The 18,907-nt window shown below is 34.0% G+C and carries 15 protein-coding genes; 5 read left to right on the top strand and 10 right to left on the bottom strand.

Going from position 1 to position 18,907, the window contains the following annotated elements; all coding sequences use genetic code 11:
* Positions 1-17 precede the first annotated feature (17 nt).
* The 8 genes from BKH45_RS03315 to BKH45_RS03280 form a co-directional block, all read right to left on the bottom strand.
* Positions 18-1,196 (bottom strand): acetyl-CoA C-acetyltransferase, encoded by a 1,179-nt coding sequence (locus BKH45_RS03315; RefSeq protein WP_095274059.1) that lies wholly within the window; start codon positions 1,194-1,196, stop codon positions 18-20.
* A 199-nt stretch (positions 1,197-1,395) separates the two neighbouring features.
* Entirely contained in the window at positions 1,396-2,607 is a 1,212-nt protein-coding gene (locus BKH45_RS03310; RefSeq protein ID WP_095274058.1) for an NAD(P)/FAD-dependent oxidoreductase, read from the bottom strand.
* A 101-nt stretch (positions 2,608-2,708) separates the two neighbouring features.
* Entirely contained in the window at positions 2,709-3,983 is a 1,275-nt protein-coding gene (locus BKH45_RS03305) for an outer membrane family protein (protein WP_095274057.1), read from the bottom strand.
* Between the two features lie 31 nt (positions 3,984-4,014).
* Positions 4,015-5,379 (bottom strand): outer membrane family protein, encoded by a 1,365-nt coding sequence (locus tag BKH45_RS03300; protein ID WP_095274056.1) that lies wholly within the window; start codon positions 5,377-5,379, stop codon positions 4,015-4,017.
* Positions 5,380-5,436: 57 nt separating this feature from the next.
* Positions 5,437-6,816: an outer membrane family protein gene (locus BKH45_RS03295; protein WP_095274055.1), complete on the bottom strand. Its 1,380-nt coding sequence runs from the start codon at positions 6,814-6,816 to the stop codon at positions 5,437-5,439.
* Positions 6,817-6,976: 160 nt separating this feature from the next.
* On the bottom strand, positions 6,977-8,362 hold the full coding sequence (locus BKH45_RS03290) for an outer membrane family protein (RefSeq protein ID WP_257874490.1): 1,386 nt from the start codon (positions 8,360-8,362) through the stop codon (positions 6,977-6,979).
* 230 nt (positions 8,363-8,592) lie between these two features.
* Positions 8,593-9,963: an outer membrane family protein gene (locus tag BKH45_RS03285; protein WP_180675608.1), complete on the bottom strand. Its 1,371-nt coding sequence runs from the start codon at positions 9,961-9,963 to the stop codon at positions 8,593-8,595.
* A 199-nt stretch (positions 9,964-10,162) separates the two neighbouring features.
* Entirely contained in the window at positions 10,163-11,041 is an 879-nt protein-coding gene (locus tag BKH45_RS03280) for an aspartate carbamoyltransferase catalytic subunit (protein WP_095274053.1), read from the bottom strand.
* Positions 11,042-11,130: 89 nt separating this feature from the next.
* Here BKH45_RS03280 and BKH45_RS03275 point away from each other — a divergent pair, with 89 nt between their 5' ends.
* From BKH45_RS03275 to BKH45_RS03265, 3 genes are read left to right on the top strand one after another with little or no spacing between them, the layout of a single operon-like run.
* Positions 11,131-11,622, top strand: coding sequence for a hypothetical protein (locus tag BKH45_RS03275; RefSeq protein ID WP_095274052.1), 492 nt, complete (start codon positions 11,131-11,133; stop codon positions 11,620-11,622).
* A gap of 14 nt (positions 11,623-11,636) precedes the next feature.
* Positions 11,637-12,350, top strand: coding sequence for a TlyA family RNA methyltransferase (locus BKH45_RS03270; RefSeq protein ID WP_095274051.1), 714 nt, complete (start codon positions 11,637-11,639; stop codon positions 12,348-12,350).
* Complete coding sequence (locus tag BKH45_RS03265; protein ID WP_095274050.1) at positions 12,316-13,161, top strand: bifunctional riboflavin kinase/FAD synthetase; 846 nt, start codon at positions 12,316-12,318, stop codon at positions 13,159-13,161. Before BKH45_RS03270 ends, BKH45_RS03265 begins: the two co-directional genes overlap by 35 nt.
* Before the next feature lie 66 nt (positions 13,162-13,227).
* On the opposite strand, the gene BKH45_RS03260 is transcribed toward BKH45_RS03265, so the two are convergent.
* Together BKH45_RS03260 and BKH45_RS03255 are read right to left on the bottom strand one after the other, a co-directional pair.
* Positions 13,228-13,527: a hypothetical protein gene (locus tag BKH45_RS03260; protein WP_095274049.1), complete on the bottom strand. Its 300-nt coding sequence runs from the start codon at positions 13,525-13,527 to the stop codon at positions 13,228-13,230.
* Positions 13,481-13,750, bottom strand: a complete 270-nt coding sequence (locus tag BKH45_RS03255; RefSeq protein WP_143428373.1) for a TonB-dependent receptor plug domain-containing protein — start codon at positions 13,748-13,750, stop codon at positions 13,481-13,483. The genes BKH45_RS03260 and BKH45_RS03255 overlap by 47 nt, the downstream gene beginning before the upstream one ends.
* Before the next feature lie 317 nt (positions 13,751-14,067).
* On the opposite strand from BKH45_RS03255, the gene tkt reads away from it, so the two are divergent.
* A complete protein-coding gene (tkt, locus tag BKH45_RS03250; RefSeq protein WP_095274047.1) occupies positions 14,068-16,005 on the top strand; it encodes a transketolase in 1,938 nt (645 codons plus the stop codon).
* Between the two features lie 4 nt (positions 16,006-16,009).
* Positions 16,010-18,907: type ISP restriction/modification enzyme (locus BKH45_RS03245; RefSeq protein ID WP_095274046.1), on the top strand; the 2,898-nt coding region annotated here is incomplete at its 3' end.

Raw genomic sequence — 18,907 nt, 5'->3', positions numbered from 1 at the left:
CTTATAATTGCACTGTTTTAACAGGCTTTGACAATATTTGCAATACCTTGTCCTCCACCGATACAAAGAGTGGCAAGTCCATAAGTGGATTTACGTTTAAGCATTTCGTGGATAAGAGTTACTAAGATTCTAGCCCCACTTGCGCCTATAGGATGTCCTAATGCAATAGCCCCCCCATTGACATTAAGTTTGTCGGGATTAAATTTTAATTCTCTATCTACGGCAATGCTTTGAGCTCCAAAAGCTTCATTTGCCTCAATGAGATCCATTTGATCAAGACTTAATTTAGCTTTTTGAAGCGCCTTTCTAGTGGCTTCAACAGGTCCAATCCCCATTATACTTGGATCAACTCCACTTACTCCAAAACTTTCTATACTGACTAAAGGTTTCAAATTGAGTTCTTTTGCTTTTTCTTTGCTGCATAAAATAAGTATTGCAGCTCCATCATTAATTCCTGAAGAGTTGCCGGCAGTTACGCTTCCGTCTTTGATAAAGGCAGGCTTAAGTTTTTGTAGAGATTCCAATGTGCTATCTTCTCTGATAAATTCATCACTATCAAAAATTTTCATACCCTTTTTATCAGGAATTTCAATAGGAATAATTTCATCTTTAAATCTTCCTGATTGTCTTGCTTTTGAAGCTTTTTTTTGAGATTGGAGCGCAAATTGATCTTGTTCTTCTCTGCTGATGTGATATTTTGTACATAAATTTTCAGCTGTTTGTCCCATGTGGTAATTATTGATTGCACACCAAAGACCATCAATAATCATCGAATCTATAAGCTCTGAATTTCCCATTTTGTAACCAAATCTTGCTTTTTTGAGGAGATAGGGAGATTGACTCATGTTTTCAACTCCTCCGGCAATTACTAAATCATTATTTCCTAACACAATAGATTCATAAGCAAGACTTACTGCTTTGAGACCGGATCCACAAACTTTATTGATTGTATAAGCAGGGGTAGTTATATTAAGTTGTGATTGAATAGTTACTTGTCTGGCTGTATTTTGACCATTGCCGGCCTGAAGAACTTGTCCTAAAATTACTTCATCTACTTGATCAGGAGATAGTTGAATGTCTTTGAGGGTGCCTTTGAGAACTTGTGAGGCCAGATTGATGGCATTAACATCTTTCAATCCTCCTCCAAAACTTCCGATAGCCGATCTTTTTGCTGCCACTATTACAACTTCTTTCATTATGAAACTCCTTATAGAAAATTTTTACTTTTTAATACACTAGCACCATTTGACTCTGCAAGTCAATAAATGTATAGTTTAAAATTTTATATCTTTTCTTTTTGAAACAATTTTAAAATTTTCATAATTATAATTATTATTAGAATATAAAATATTTTATATTCTAATAAATTTTTATATAAATTTTATATAATTGGGCTTAGTCTTGTTTAAAAAGACTAGACAACCCTTTGATTTTTAGATTCCATATATTTTCTATCATACGTTTAAGGAGATAAGCTTTGAAACCAAAAATACTTTTACCTTTTACAACACCAAGCGCATAACCCTTACCTATGGAGCAAATGCTATCTCCTGCCTGGAATACAAAAGGTTTTTTGTCATGATTATTTTGGGTTGCATGGGTGTTTAAAATTGTTGTATTAAATATTTGACTTAAATAAACCCCTTCTCTTGTAGCTATTTGTGCAGTTGGCGGGTAGAAACGTTTAGTTATTGGATCTTCTAATGCCCCACAATCTCCCAGTACAAATATTTTGTCTCTATTGGGTAATTCTTGTATGGGATGCAAAAAAGCATCAATTTTAATTTTATTGCGCCCACTTTGGAAATAATTTGAATTTGCAATTACCTGATTACCTTTTACACCGGCACTCCAAACAATAGTATTGGCAATAATTTTTTTAGTTTCTTCTCCATTTTGTATCATCACTCCATCTTCAAAACATTCTAAAATCTTAGAATTTTCCCATACTTTTACCCCCAAAGACTCAAGTTTTTGACGTGCATGAGCGCTAATGGTTTGATCAAACATCGGTAAAATATGAGCCATAGCTTCAATGCAAGAAATTTCAATTTTATTTGGATCAATATTTAAAGATTTGGCTTTTTTATGAAGTTCTTGTGCTAGAGAACCGCTAAATTCAATCCCTGTGAAGCCACCTCCACAAACAATAAATTTTAAATCATTAATATCTTGAGTTTTGAGATATGCATGGAGTTTATCATCAATATGGTTTTTGATATTTTGAGCGCTTTTAAAAGAGGTGATATTTAAAGAATATTCTTCTATTCCTTTAATTCCAAATGAGTCAGATTCAAAACCTAGTCCAATGATAAGATAATCATAATTGTAACACCCTTTTTTTGTTAAGACTTCATTCCCTTCTATTTTGACTACTTCATCAATGATAAGGTCTATTTCTTTGGGTAGGATTTCTTGTAGTTTGTATTGGACACTTTGATTTTTAGATCCTGATGCAACTTCATGCAACAAAATTGTATGGTAATGGTAATCATTGTTGTTAATTAATGTAAAATGAGCTTGTCCTAAAGCTTCTGCATGAAGATTTTTTAAAAAGCTTAGACATCCATAACCCGCGCCCAATAATAATATATTTGGTTTTTGCATTTTATTTCCTCGTAATAGTTATTTTTCTTTTGATGCAATAACTTAGATTGCAATATTATACTATTATTTTTAAAATTATCTTATTTTTAGTATTTTTATTGCTAAAATATATAAGTGATATGCGCCATTGCATGGCTTCTGTCTGAAGTGTTGTCTTTTTGAAGGGCAGGGGCATTTCCAATTTCATAGCCTTTGTGTGTTGTATCTCTAAAATATTCTAACTTGATCCCTGCATTTAAGTGAGGGTTAAAGGTATAAGCTAAATAGAGCGCCAAACTTTGCTCATCACTTCTTGGACTATCAGTAAGTCTTCCGAGTATTTTCCACTTAAGATTTTGTATTTTAGAACCAAAATACAAAAATCCGCTGAGGGCATCTTTTCCAATCATATTTGAGAGGGAAGGTCCGCTATCATAAACACTTCCTGTCCATATATTATATGTAATAGGATCTCCATAAATGCCAATCCTCCCATTAGCATTTCCAAAATTTTTATAAAAGATAATTCCAAAGTTATATTGATTTATATCAAAATGTTGTTTGATAAAGATACTTTGAGCATTTTTTCCAAGTAGTTGGCTAAATACGGTTGTATCTCTTGAGTTGGCATTCGTATTTTTATATATGGGGAATAGGGCGATGATTGTAGTTTTGGATCTAAAACCATTTCCTTGAAAATCCGGATTTGTATCATAAGCAATATTAAATCCGGGCGCTTGAAGACTTTTAGGAATATAGTATAAATAAGGAGATATGCTTAGTCCATTTTTAGAGTAGTTAATTCCTCCCGCAAATAAAGGTTTCCCCTCTGTATAGTATCTCCCATAAGACCAAAACCAATCATTATAAGCAGATGCGCGCGCATCTGAAAAAATTCCCCAAATTTTTATACCATTATATTTAGCATAAAATTCTACTCCTTGATTAAAAGCACTAAACCAATCAAGACCTGTGGTTTCATACCTTCCTGCTTTGATTCCAAATATATCTTTATATTCATAATGAATATAAGCATTATGGATCATGTAAAATTTTGGAGATTGTAGGGTTTGCCCACTATGCCCTGCCCAATATCCAATATAGTTTGTTCCCAATGGACCATCACCTTGCCAAATAGTAGAATCATATACAAGAGCATTGAGCATGCCTCCTATTGCAACATCTAATCCTTCTGCCAGATTGAGTTGCGCATTGAGTTCTCCCATTATGGTTGTATAGCTTTCTGTAGGGTAAATGCCTTTATTTGGATTGTATTTTCGAGTATCAAATCCAAATTTTGAAAATGTGCTCGCTTCCCCGCTAATATGAAAATCAAAACTAAAAAGAGATGAAATAAACACAAGCAATAAATAAGCATATTTCAAAGGTTTATTCATAAAGTATCCTAAATTTTAATAAATTAAATTTTCAAAAACTATGTTTAATATAAGTAGAAAGATAACTCCTGTCTTCATGGATATTGTGATTTAAAAATGTATGATAGACTTGATAGTTTTTTCCGGTTGTATCCTCAAAGTAGGTAAGATTAATACCCAAACTAACTTTATTGGGAAGAAGATAATCCATATTTACAGATAAACTTTCTTCATCGCTGCGAGGGCTTATAGTATAGCGATTAACGATATTAATATTGAATTTTTGGTATTTAAGCCCGTAAAATATAATATTATTAAAAGCATTCGCAGCAAAAATTGCATTATTGGCTGTCCCTCTATCATAAACCGTGCTATCATTCAAATCTATTCCCAAGGGATTTCCCCATCCGCCAACAAACTCATTGGAATTACCAAAATTTTTATAAAATTGAAATCCAAAATGGTGTTTGAGATTGTTTTGTGAAATTCTAAAAATTTGTTTAAGCAAGAAACTCTCTCCCCCTTTCCCCACGAATCGACCTTGATAACCATTTAGAGTAGGGATATTTACAGGTCCAAAAACAATTGTATTTCCATTATCATAAACAGAAAGTCGGTGTTGTGCTGCAAGTGTATGATAAATATAGAGCGCTAAAAGATCTGTTTGGGAGTCAATAGGAATACCCCATAGGCTAAAGGTAGCTTTATACCTAAAATTAATAGCAGGCATGACATAAAGTTTGAGTTGGGATTGTATATAGGGATTGATACTTATGTGTTGGGTGTTGATTTTAATTCCTGCCGCGAATGTGGGCATTGGAGAACTATTGAGAAATCTGAAATCTTTAAGCCATTTACCCCCTAGTGAAGCCTTTTTTTCTGTTACGACCCCCCAGACATCTGTATGATGAGTTTTGAAATGAATTTCTGCTCCCTCTTGATTGCCGGTGAGCCAATCAGTATTTTGAAAAAGAAAACGTCCGATTTTGAAACTGAAGAATTCATTATCATATCCAAGATATAAATTAGACAAAAAATAATCTTTTGTATTGGTTGGCGAAGCTTTTTGTTTTCCATCATAACCCACATAATAACCAAAATATTTATAAGCAAGTCCATTTGAGTTTATATATTTACCATTAATATCTTTATCATATTTGGTAGAATCATAGACTAACCCGCCAAAAGCAAACCCAATCCCAACATCCAAATGATTATTAAATTTCATATGAAAATCTGAGTTAGAATATAAAACCGAAAAACTATCTGTGGGGTATTGTCCTTTGGCTTCATTGACAAGAGAGTGGTTGAAGCCAAACTTAGAATAGCTGATAATATCAGAAGAAAAATTATAATTCAAACCAAGCATTGTTTCAGAGAAAACACAAGTCAAAAACAACGCTTGTTTAATATTCATAAAATACCTCTTGTTGCACTTTTTAAAAGACGCAATTATAGCAATATCAATTAAATATTAAAAGCTATAAGAAATATAAGTAGATGCAAAACTTCTATCTTGAGAAATGGTTTTTTCCAACATCTTTACGCTTGTACCATATACTGCGCTGCCATAACCTAAACTATATCCTTTGAAAGTAGTGTTGTTGTAATATTCAAGTGTGATTCCGGCAGCAATATTAAGAGGAAATTTATAATTAAGACTTACAGAAAAAGTTTGCTCATCTGCCCTTGGACTATGAGTAAAACGAGTGAGCATTCCCCAACTCAAACGAGTATAATTGCCTCCGGCAAATAATAATCCTGAAATAGCTTCTCTACGAAACATATTATTCCAAGCCCCACTATCATAGACTGAGTTTTCATAGTTATCAAATCCTGTGGGGTCTCCATAAGGAGTTAAGAATTCATTGGGGTTGCCAAAGTTTTTATAAATAATAAACCCAAAGTTGTAATTGTCAATATCAAAACGTTGTCTGATCATCAAACTTTCTCCTTGTTTTCCAAGAACAAGTTTTTTGGGATCAGGTTCGATGAGTTGATCAAAATTATTATAAATAGTGGTTTTTGTTAAAGCAGGACCTACATAACGCATATATAAAAATATCACTTCAGTTTTTGAACGAAAACCCTCAGATTTAAAATCAGGGTTGCTATCATAACCCAGATGAAAGCCTGGAGCGATAAATCTGGAATCTTGCGCATAAAGATAAGGTTGGATATTGAAATTTTTATAATTAATATCAGCTCCTCCTGCATATACATAAAATCCTCTCCCATTATCAACAGCTATATTTTGGTTGATATATTTAAAATCTTTAAGCCATTTACCTCCATAAGAAGCACGTTTATTGGTTGTTGCAGCCCAAAGTCTTGTGTAAGGAATTGCCCAAGATTGGAGTTGTGCTCCTTGTATGATTCCATTAAACCAATCTCCGGGAATGCTAAATCTTCCGATTTTTGCTTCAATATATTTGTCATATTTATAAGCTATGAATCCATTATAAATGACATAATCTTTAACTGTGCGTGCAGAGGCTTCAGAACGATAATCAGGTCCGGCCCAATAACCAAAATAATTCCATGCTAATCCGGCTGAGACATAAGGATCTCCTGTTGTTGTTTTTTGGAATCTGGTATTATCAAAAACGATTCCCCCAACTGCTCCGGCAAGTCCGGCGCTAAAGCCTGCGCCAAGATCGAGATTGATCCCCAGTGATGCTAGAACAACCGAAAATGAGTCGGTTGGATATTTACCTTCTGTTGTGTTTATTTTGCCATTATTAAACCCAAATTTAGAAGTATTTGAAACTGACCCATTGACATTATAGTCAAAGGCACACAAAGGAAAACTGCAAATTGCACTTATGAGTAGAATTTTTACCAATTTTTTCATAATTACTCTCCTAGAAAAAATGTAAACTAAATAAACTTTTAGTTCAATGCCATTAAATCTAGAAAAAATTAAAAAGCAGCTTAGAATCAAGAATAAGTATTTTTGAGAATAGAAAATGTTTATTTTCGTAATATATTTTTAAATATATTACGAAAAAATATTAAAAGCTGTAGCTAATGTGTGTCATAACATGGCTTCTATCTTGCGATCTGGCTTTGGAGAGTCCAAAGTTTGGATTTGCCACACTTCCGTCTGTATTAAGAAGACCGGCGCCGGGATTGTAACCTGCTTTTGTAGTTTCTTGGAATCCTTCAAGCTTGAGACCTGCTTGGATATGAGGTGTAAATTGATAATCCAGATACAGGGCCAAACTTTGCTCATTGGCTCTTGGAGCAGTAGTTACTCTGCCGACAAGATCCCAACTAAATTTTCCATAATTTCCCCCGCCTTTTAAAAACACTGTAACAGCATTGGCTGCAGTAATATTGTTGATACCGGCAAAACCAATATTATAAATACTTGTTGTCCATTGTTCGATGCCGATGGGATTTCCAAAAGTTCCGATATTTTGATTGGGGTTACCAATATTGATATATACACCCCCGCCTGCATTATAATTATTAATATCAAATTGTTGTTTGATGAGAATAGTTGCTCCACCCGGTCCTTGCAAGCCTCGCCATTTTCCCCCATCTAAATAGGGATCCCAAGTGTTATATCTGGCCGGAGCATACCGACCATATTTATTGTTTTGAGCTTGATAGACATACATTCCAATAAAAGTGGTTTTAGATCTAAAACCACTCCCTTGAAAATTTGGATTTGTATCATAGATAAGCTTAACACCCGGAGCGCTAAAAGTTTGAGGAGAAAACCACACGAAAGGTTCGGCACTGATACCATTATGATTATAGGTTACTCCTAAGGCATGCACACCATAGTATTTTTCGCGATAAAAATTATAAAGCCATTGTCCATCTGCAATGCCTCTTCCCCAAGAAGTAAAAGCATAAAATTTAAAATCTCCCAATTTAAGAGTTGCTTTTGCCCCCTCTGTGTATTGATAAAACCAATCCATATCCGATTTGTAACGCCCAACAATAATATGAAAAATATCTTCATATTGATAGTCTATATAAGCATTATAAATAACATAGTTTTTTGCGTTACGACTTGTAGCATTTGTATAATAATTTGGAAACCAACCGTTCCATTCTCCCATATATTCATAACCTAAACCATATGGAGTAACAAGATTCCCATTGGTGTCTTTAACAAATTTTGTAGAATCATAAACTTGTCCCCCTATTGCTCCACCTAGCCCGGCGCTAAAGCCTGAGCCTAGTTTGGCATCTACTTGAAGGGTTCCTGTAAGATTGACAAAACTCTCTGTGGGGTATTCTCCTTTATTGACATCTACTCTACTATTATTGAAACCAAATTTTGAAAAATTAATAGCGCTCCCGCTTACTTTATAATCGAAACTATAAGCGCCATTTATCATGAGTGTGGATATAAATAGAAATTTTAGATTTTTGTGCAGCATTGGAATCTCCTTGACTTTTGATTGAAGCTGAGATTTTAGTCCAAAATAAGTAAATATCCATAATTTCTTCATGATTTATTGATAATTTAATAATAATTATAATAAAAATATTTTTAACTATAAATCATAAAATAAAATTTAGTATTTAAAATAATTAAATAAATAATAAGAAAGTGAGTATTTTGTAAATGAAGATTTGAGACTAGTTGGTAAAAACTAGCCTTAAGCTTTTAGAAGCTATGTCGGATAAAAGCCATCATATGACTTCTGTCTGAAATATCTTGCGGTTGACCCGGGACTCTTCCGGTATCTCCAACTTTATATCCGGTTTTTGTAATGTCATTAAAATATTCAAGTTTAAGACCTGCAGAAATATTGAAGGGAAAGTTATAAGCAACATTGATCGCAATACTTTGTTCATTGCTACGTTTGCTTGTTGTGAGTCTTCCCAGCACTCCCCACATGAAGTCTCCATGTACTCCACCTCCATATATCCACCCGCTCAAAGCATCTTCGCCTATCATATCGCTAACAGATGCGCCAATATCATAAACGCTTGCTGTCCAAAAATCTATTCCCATGGGGTTTCCATAAGTTCCAACTTCAGCATTGGCATTTCCGAAGTTTTTGTAAATCCCCCCACCTATGTTGTAATTGTCAATATCAAATCTTTGTTTGATAAGAAGTGTTTGTCCTCCGGTACCTGCCGGATTTCCATATCGATTCACATTTCTGACACGTTTATCATGACTGACAAAGAGTGCAATAACCGTGGTTTGAGATCGAAAACCTTCTTTTCCGTCAAATTCAGGATTACTATCATAACCAACTTCAATACTAGGGGCTGTATAGGTTTTGGGTGAGAAATAAATAAATGGAGCTATAGTAACCCCATGATGAGCCCAAGTAGCTTTGAAGGCATGGATACCCAGATTGATAGTTTTTCCCTTAGGGGTTGTGTAGGTTTTGGGAGCGTAAAAATCATAAAGCCATTCATCATAGGCAAATGCCCTTCCATAAGAACTAAACCACCAAAGTTTGAATTCAGAAAATTTCGTATAAACTTCAAATCCTTGAGTAAAACCACTATAAAAATCTGCACCTGATTCATAGCGGCCTCCCTTAATACCAAATATGCCTGCATAATCATAATCCAAATAGGCATTATAAATAACATAATCTCTTGAATTTTTTGACATCCCGATGTTGTAATTGGGTGTTTGCCATGGGGCATTGCCCTCATATTGTGCATAATAGCCAAAGTAATTGAAGATTGGAGAACCAAAAGGGGCACCGGTAGCATGGTCAATAAGGTTTCTTCCGGAATCAAAAGCAAGACCACCTACCAGACCACCAATTCCTGTTTTGAGTGTTTGAGATGTTAATGATTGGGGCAATAAATTCATGTCAATTTGTAAAGCGCCTACCATCGTTACAAAACTTTCTGTGGGATATTTACCTTTTATTGAATTTATAGGCGTATTATTAAAACCGAATTTTGAAAAAGATTCGGCTTTTCCGCTTACTTTGTAGTCAAAAGCATGAAGCGATGCAATGCCAAGCAAAGCTAATGTTATAAAACTGAAGTATGATTTTTTCACAATTACTCTCCCAAAAAATGTAGATTTGATTTAGAGGTAAACTCTTACATCTTGCAATGGATTTTGTAGGTTTAGCAAACTTTAAATCTTAGTTCATTGTAACATAATATTTCTCTTTTTGCTATAAAAGGGGCGGATCAGTTTTTTTATTTTGTGAATTTTTTACACGCATATTATTATATTTTTTGTATTTTTGGTTTTATTGGTTAAGTATAAAATGCTCCATAACAGCCATTCTAACAGCTACTCCATTTGTAACTTGTTCTAAAACTTTACATCTGGGATCTTTTAATACTTCATCTTCAATATCTATATTTCTATTTACAGGACCGGGGTGTAATATAATGATATTTTTATTTTTAATGAGTTCTTTAGTGATACAAAAATTATAAGCATAGTCTTTAAGAGATCCATATGTTTGAGTATCATGCCTTTCTGTCTGTGTTCTTAGGCTCATCAACACATCAATAGAGTCAATTATAGAGGATAGATTAGAAGTGCTATCAAGATCAGTTTGAGGCAAAAAATGCGGTGGGGCAACAAGTGTAATTTGCATTCCATAGCGCCTGAGGAGTTCAATATTGCTATTGGCAACTCTTGAGTTTTTGATATCTCCAACAATGGCAATTCTTTTGCCTTCCAGGGAATCTTTAAAATAATTTTGCATTGTAAAGAGATCAAGCAAAGCCTGCGTAGGGTGGGCATGGGCACCATCTCCACCATTGATAATCGGGCAAGAAACATATTTGGCAAGATGATCTCCTGCTCCGGCATTTTTATGTCGAATAATAATGGCATGAGGTTTCATGGCATTGAGATTTGCTGCTGTATCTGAAATAGACTCACCTTTTGAAGTAGAGCTTTTGCTTACATCAAGTCTCACGACACTTGCCCCTAATCTCTTGAGTGCAATTTCAAAGCTGCTAAGAGTTCTTGTAGAATTTTCAAAAAATATTGTAACAGCCATTTTTCCTTTTAGAGTATGGGAGACTTCATTATGTAGATATTTTTTTGCATGATTTAAAATCTGATTGATTTCTTGAGTATTCAAATCAGTAGTTTGTATCAAGTGTTTCATCACTCACTCCAATCTTTGTGATAATTTGCTATGATTTTATCGCAAGTAAGCATAAAACACTCTTGTATATAAATAATTTTGGATCATTAATGCATGAAATAAGAGTATTTTTTTTAAGTATATTTATCTTTTTAGGGTGTAGTAGTTATTATGCTGATACTTATAAGCCCGATATTATTGTAGAAAAAAAGATTCAAGCAAGCCGTAAGGGCGAGATTATTGTCAATCAAAAACCTGTTGTAGTGGCAGTAGCTACTCATCTTAATGAGGTTGATGACGTTATTTATGGAGGAAGGGAATATTTTTTTGTTGAGATTTTTAGCGAAGAACAAGGGATATTTTTAAATGGTGTTATCAGTTTTAGATTATTTAATAAACCTCCTATTTGGAGTAGAGAAATCAAAAAAGATGAATTTGATGCAATTCTTCATCCCTCCAACAAATGGAGTAAAAGTTTTTTAATTGCCTTTGAGAAGTTAGATCCACTTTCTTCCCGTAGCGCAAAGCTTGTTATGGAAGTTTATAATTTGGGCAAGATCACCTTTGATTTTGCTTATCAAGCTATTCCAATGCAACTTTAAAGAGAGTTTGATTGATGAGATTAGATAGTTATTTGGCACAAAACGCTTATTGTAAAAGCAGAGAAAAAGCAAAAGAGTTAATCAGAACAGGGAAAGTAAGTATAAATGGCAATATTATTACCAAGACTTCTTTTGAGATTTTAGAGTCTTTGGATAATATGATTGAAATAAATTCAAAAAATATGTTTGTAAGTCGTGCAGGACAAAAACTCTTAAACTATCTTTTAGAGACAAAAATTTCTTGCGAAAATAAAAGTATTTTAGATGTTGGATCAAGTACAGGAGGGTTTGCACAAGTGCTTTTGCATAAGGGAGCCTTAGAGGTAACATGCGTAGATGTAGGGTACAATCAAATGGATATTGATTTAAAAAAAGACCCTAGAATTTGCCTGTTTGAACAATGCGATATTCGAGAGTTTGTTTCAGATAAAAAATTTGATTTAATAGTGTGTGATGTGAGTTTTATTTCATTAAGTAAAATTTTGGATTATTTATGTCGTTTGGGTGATAAATTTATTTTGTTATTTAAACCTCAATTTGAAGTTGGCAGAAGGGTAAAACGGAATAAAAAAGGGGTGATCCAAGACAAAGAAGCCATAAAAACAAAAATAAAAGAATTTGCCAATGAACTCCAAAGCAAAAATCTTGCGATTTATGATATGAGAGAATCCACCTTAAAAGGAAAAGAAGGGAATGAAGAATTTTTTTTCTATATCGCAAAATCCTAATATTACTTCTGTTGCTATTGGTAAATTTGATGGGGTACATGTGGCTCATCAAAAGCTTTTTGAATGCTTGGATAAAAAAAGTTGTGTTCTTGTGATTGATAAGAATACTCAAGAATGTCTCACCCCCTTAAAATTTCGTGAAACTTTGATCCCTCATGCTTCTTATTTGCTTCCTCTTAAAGATATATATCATTGGAGTGGCAAAGAATTCGTAGCATTTTTATGCAAAAAACTTCCCCATCTCAAAAAAATAGTAGTTGGTTATGATTTTCGTTTTGGTAAAGATAAAAATTATGGGGCAGATGATTTGAAAAGTCTCTTTAATGGGGATGTGGTGATTGTACCTGAAATTAAGATCCAAAATATTCCTTTGCATTCAAGTATCATCAAAGAACTTGTTAGTTTTGGTGATATAAGACTTGCAAATACCTTATTGGGAAGAAATTATAGGCTTGAGGGCAGAGTAGTTCTTGGGCAAAATCTTGGTTCTACAGAACTCTATCCAACTATCAATATCAAAACACATGCATTTGTATTACCCGGAAATGGGGTTTATGCCGGTTTTACGTATATTGAATCAAAAGTTTTTCCTTCAGTTTGTTTTGTGGGGAATCGTTTGAGTACAGACAGGAGTTTTGCTATTGAGAGTCATATTTTAAATAAAGAAATTATTTTGGATAAAAAAGTTATTTCCATTGAATTTATTCAAAAAATCAGGGATAATAAACATTTTGATTCCCTTTCTAAACTCAAAACTCAAATCAGTCTGGATATTCAAAGTGCTCAAAAAATACTTGAGGATATTCACTGATTTTTTGTAAATATAAAAGCCAAAAATCCTAAAAATGAGAAAAATAAACAAATACCAAAAAAGACACTATACCCTCCATAAGAAATCAAAAATACCCCAATAAGGGGAAAAAATCCCAAAAACACTATCAGCGGACCGGAGAATAGAAAAATCTACCCCACTTGACTTCCCTTGGCATAAGACATACCAAAGGAATGTAGAGATACGAATTTGAAAAACACTGATGAGAAAAATAGCAATCAAACTGTTTGTGCTGCTTTTATAAGAACTTTGATAAATAAAATCCAAAATCATTAATATTTCAATAAAAATGGAGACTCTAAGAATTTTTTGATGATTGAATTTTTTGTTTAAATAAAATCCCAATCCCACCTTGTGCATTTTGTCCCCGGATAGTCCCTTGCGGACCCCTTAATAATTCTACTTGTTTGACATTGAGAAGTTCTTGGGTGATAAAGGCAGGATCTTGGGGAATGCCATCAACATACACAACAAATGAAGGGTTATAAAAATCTGCGCTGCTAATACCTCGAATACTCCCGGAACTATAAGCTGCACTTGAAGTAGTTTTGAGCATAAATCCGGGCAATATTTTAGAAAGATCCCGGTCATCATGAATTTGTAAATCTTACAATTTTTTTCATTGACTATGCTTATGGAACCATCAGTAAGATTAATTTTTGAACTTTTGATATAAATAAACCTTTTTAATAAAATAAAAATAATTATTGTTATATTAATTTAGATTTTTTACTTCTACTCCAAATAGATTTTTTACTCCAAAATGATATAAACATTTGTATTTGGACAGCGTTTAATTTTTTAAAAAATATAAAATTTAATAGAAGACTAAAACTTTACAAGGCAAAATTACACTCATAAAATTCATTTTATATAGAGGAAAAAATGTATCCCCAATCCATACAACCTGCTGATATTGTTATGCTTGAAAAAATGTCTCATACTCTTGGTTTCCTTTGTGCAGATATGGTGCAAGCTGCAAATAGCGGTCATCCCGGAGCTCCCATGGGATTGGCTGATGTTGCTGTTGTGCTAGGCTTATATCTGAAGATAAACCCTGCTAATCCAAAATGGATCAATCGAGATCGATTGGTTTTTAGCGGTGGGCATGCAAGTGCTTTGGTTTATAGTTTGCTTCATTTATGGGGATTTGATGTGAGTCTGGAAGATTTAAAGGCATTTAGAAAACTTGATTCCAAAACGCCCGGACATCCTGAATTTAACCATACTGATGGCGTAGAGATCACAACAGGTCCGCTAGGTCAGGGGTTGGCTAATGCAGTGGGGTTTGCTATGGGAGCAAAATATGGGCAAAATTTGCTAGGAAAACAAACTATCAATCACAAAGTCTATTGTTTGTGTGGAGATGGAGACTTACAAGAAGGCATCGGGTATGAAGCAGCTTCTATTGCAGGGCATCATAAACTAAGTGATTTGATTGTGATTTATGATAGCAATGCCATTACAATTGAAGGAAACACGCAAATAGCCATGAGTGAAGATATTGCCCTGAGATTTGAGTCCCAAAATTGGAGAGTTTTGAAATGCAATGGGCATGATTTTATTTCTATCAATAATGCTTTCTTAGATGCACAAAATTCTACTAAACCTACTTTGATTATTGCTAAGACTATCATTGCCAAGAATGCTCTAGGTCTTGAAGGGAGTCATAAGTCGCATGGAAGTCCTCTGGGAGAAGAAGTTATTAGGGCTTCTAAAAAGGCTTTGGGCTTTGATGAGACACAAAGTTTTGTTATCCCTGAAGATGTTGGATTGCGATTTAGAAATGTAGCCCAAAGAGGGGCATTAGAAGAAAAACTTTGGAATGACAAAATAGCAGGGAGTGAAATAGAAAAATTTATCTTTGATATGCAGCACCCTGATTTTAAACAAATTATTTATCCGGATTTCACCCAATCTCAAAGTGTTGCTACAAGAGTGAGTAACGGGAAGATTCTCAATGCAATCTCAAAGAGTTTGGGGGGATTTTTGGGCGGGAGTGCCGATCTTGGACCTTCTAATAATACATTTTTAGAAGCTTCAGGGGATTTTCCAAATGGGAAGAATATCCATTTTGGAATTCGCGAACATGCAATGGGCGCTATTAGCAATGGCATCGCTAATTATGGTTTGTTCCTGCCTTTTTGTGCCACCTTTTTTGTTTTTAGCGATTATATGTGTGCGAGTGTTCGTGTAGCTTCGATTATGAAAACAAAAGTATTTTATATTTGGACACATGATAGTATCGGTGTGGGTGAAGATGGGGCGACACACCAACCTATTGAGCAACTTAGCCATTTTAGGGCTATGCCTAATTTGTATGTCTTTCGCCCTGCAGATGCCTATGAAAATATCGCTTGTTGGCAGGTCGCCCTAGACTTGAATGCCCCTTGCGCATTTGTGCTTTCAAGACAAAATCTCCCTGTTTTATCCCCCATAAGCGCTGAAAAAGTTTCAAAAGGGGGATATATTTTGAAAGACTCTCCAATGCCACGCATAACACTTTTAGCAAGCGGGAGTGAAGTATCTTTGGCATTGATGAGCGCAAAAATTTTAGAAAATCAAGGGGTTGGTGTTAGGGTTGTGAGCGTGCCTTGCTATGATTTGCTTATAGATCAGGATAGAGATTATATTCATTCTTTGTTTGCAGAGACAAAAGTCCTTGCTATTGAGGCTTCAAGAGGGATTGAATGGTATAGATTTGCTCATGAGGTCATAGGCATGGATAGTTTTGGAAGTTCAGGCAAGGGAGAGGAGCTGTTTGAAAAATATGGATTTTATCCTCAAAATGTAGTTGCCAAAGCCCGGTCTCTTTTGAAGTAAAGCAATGATAGAGTCTATCAAAGAATATTTGGAGGATATCAGGGATATTTCACCCCAATCCGGCGAATACGAAAAACGAAGGGCTTTAGAGAATCTACTTAGGGCTTTTGCTCCTAATGGCGTTGAGGTTAAACATGAACCAAATCGTGATAAAAGCGAGGAAAAAGCAGGTGCACCTGATTTTTGGATTTTACAAAATTCATTGAGTTTAGGGTATGTGGAGAATAAACGAGTAGGCGCTGATTTAGATCGCGTAGCAACCGGTAAGCAAATAGCTAAATACTTCATATTGAGTAAAAACATTTTATTGACAGATTATTTGCGATTTTGTTTGATACGCCCCGATGAAAGAGGTAATGCATCTATTGTTAGGGAAGCTGGACTCTGTGATTTGAAACAACTTGCTTTGATAGGTAAAAATCTTGAAAAATCTTTGATAGTGCCAACCTTGGAAGAAAATGCAAAAAATGTGCAAGAATTATTTAAATTATTTTTTTCTTATCCTCTGAAACCCATTGTGAGAGCTATAGAATTTGCAAATCATTTGACTGTTAGAACGCGAATCGTTAGAGATAAACTAAAAGAAAAAGAAAAAAATAATAATATATCAAATATTTATAATGCTTTTAAAGAATCTCTTTATAAGGAATTAGAATTTGAAGAATTTTGTGATAGCTTTGCCCAAACCCTTACTTTTAGTCTTTTTTTAGCAAAACTCAATAATAAAGATTCACAAAATATGGATTTGTATAATGTAAAGAAATTTATACCTTATTCTTTTCCTCTGATTCGTTCTATGAGTGGATTTTTAGATAATCTTGATGATTTGGCAGATATTCGTTGGGCGCTTGGTGAAATTATTGGTATTGTCAATCATATTGACATAGTTTCTATTATCAAAGAGTTGAATAAAATTAGTCAAAAAGATATTTTTGGGAATTTCTTGCATAAAGATCCTTATTTGCATTTTTATGAAACTTTTTTAAAACAATATGATCCTGATCTTAGAAAATTAAAAGGCGTTTATTATACTCCTGCTGCGGTAGTTGATTTTATTATCAATGCTATTGATGATGTTTTGAAAAATGATTTTAACAAACTTGATGGGTTGAGCGATGCGTTGAAAAAAGATTCTGCTATTACGCTTTTGGATTTTGCCACAGGAACGGGCACATTTTTGCTTGAAGCATTTAGAAAAGCGCTCAACGACATAGATAAAAACTCTACCGATCTTAATAATATCTCCAGATTGATTGATAGATTTATGGGTTTTGAATTTTTAGTAGCTCCTTATACTGTAGCTCATCTTAAGCTTTCTCAAACACTCAAAGAAGAATTTGGATATGAAGTGGGAAAAAATAAAATTATTGACAAAGAAGAGAAAGAAGATTACGAAAGACTTAAAATATTCCTTACCAATACTCTTGTAAATTTTGATAAAGCTGAATTGGAAAAGCTTCAATATAAAGAATATGAATTAGCCAAAGAATCATCTTTAGCCCAGTCTAATAAAAATGAAGATATTTTGATTATTACAGGCAATCCTCCTTATAACGGATCAAGTAAGAATACATACGAAGGAATTTCTGTTTATTATGATTTTGGAAAAGATAAAAATGGCAAACCTATTAAAGAAAAAAATTCAAAACCACTTCAAGATGATTATGTAAAATTTATTCGCTTTGCTGAGAGCAAAATTGAAAACCAAGAAAATGGGATAATTGGCATCATTACCAATCATAGCTTTTTAGATAATCCCACTTTTAGAGCAATGAGAAAACATCTTTTAAGCAGTTTTAACAAAATGTATTTATTAGATCTTCATGGCAACACTAAGAAAAAAGAAAAATCTCCCGATGGCAGCAAAGATCAAAATGTATTTGATATCCAACAAGGGGTGTCTATCAGTATTTTTGTCAAAACTCACAAAAAAGAAACCGATGGTTTAAAATGTGAGGTTTATCATTATGATTTATTTGGAGATCGCAAAAGCAAATATGATTTTCTTCTGACTAATCATTTGAGATCGATACATTGGCAAAGCCTTGTTCCCCAAGATCCTTTTTATCTTTTTATCCCTCAGAATAATCAATTGAGAGAAGAATACAATAAAGGTTGGAGTGTTAAGGATATTTTTAGACTTTCAAGCGTTGGGATTGTAACAAGTAAGGATTCCGTTTTTATTGGTTTGAATAGCCGGACTCTAGAAGCCCAAGTAAGAGGATCTTATAAAGAATTTGATTCTGATTTAGTTAAAGATATTGCCTATAGACCGTTTGATATAAGAAAAATTTATTATGATTTTTCTAAAATTGGCAGACCCAGAAAAGAGGTTATGGAGCATTTTTTACAAGATAAAAATAAAGCTTTTTCAAATTTAAATAATAACAAAAAACATCTGTTTGAAGATGATGTTTGTTTTGAATCCGATCCTTTTGATGGTAAGGAGAGGATAGAGAATTTTACCTCTGATTTTCGCGCTTTTATAGATGAAAAATATGGAGAGAATTTTACCCCTGAAGTGATATTGGGTTATATTTATGCGATATTGTTTCACAAGGATTACAGAGAGAAGTATTTGGATTTTCTTAAAATGGATTTTCCAAAGATCCCCTTTAGCGATAGTAAAGAAAAATTCCTAAAACTCAGTAATTTTGGACAAAAACTCATCGCGCTCCATCTCGGGGGGGGGGGGGGGGGGGGAAAAAAATTGTTCCCCAATGGGCCCAAAAATCAAAAATTCAAGGGGGGGGGCCAATGTGGGGGTGAAAAAAAAATTGTGGGCTTTTTTGTTTTGGGGGGGGGGGTAAATAAGGGGCGGGGGAATTTTTCCCCCTTTACCCTTAAAAAAACCTCCAAGCCGTTAACACTAGCAAAAAAAATTTTGAATAAAAATATAGTC

The organism is Helicobacter sp. 11S03491-1 (genome assembly GCF_002272835.1).
Lineage (GTDB): Bacteria > Campylobacterota > Campylobacteria > Campylobacterales > Helicobacteraceae > Helicobacter_J.
This window is presented reverse-complemented; position numbering and strand designations above follow the sequence as displayed.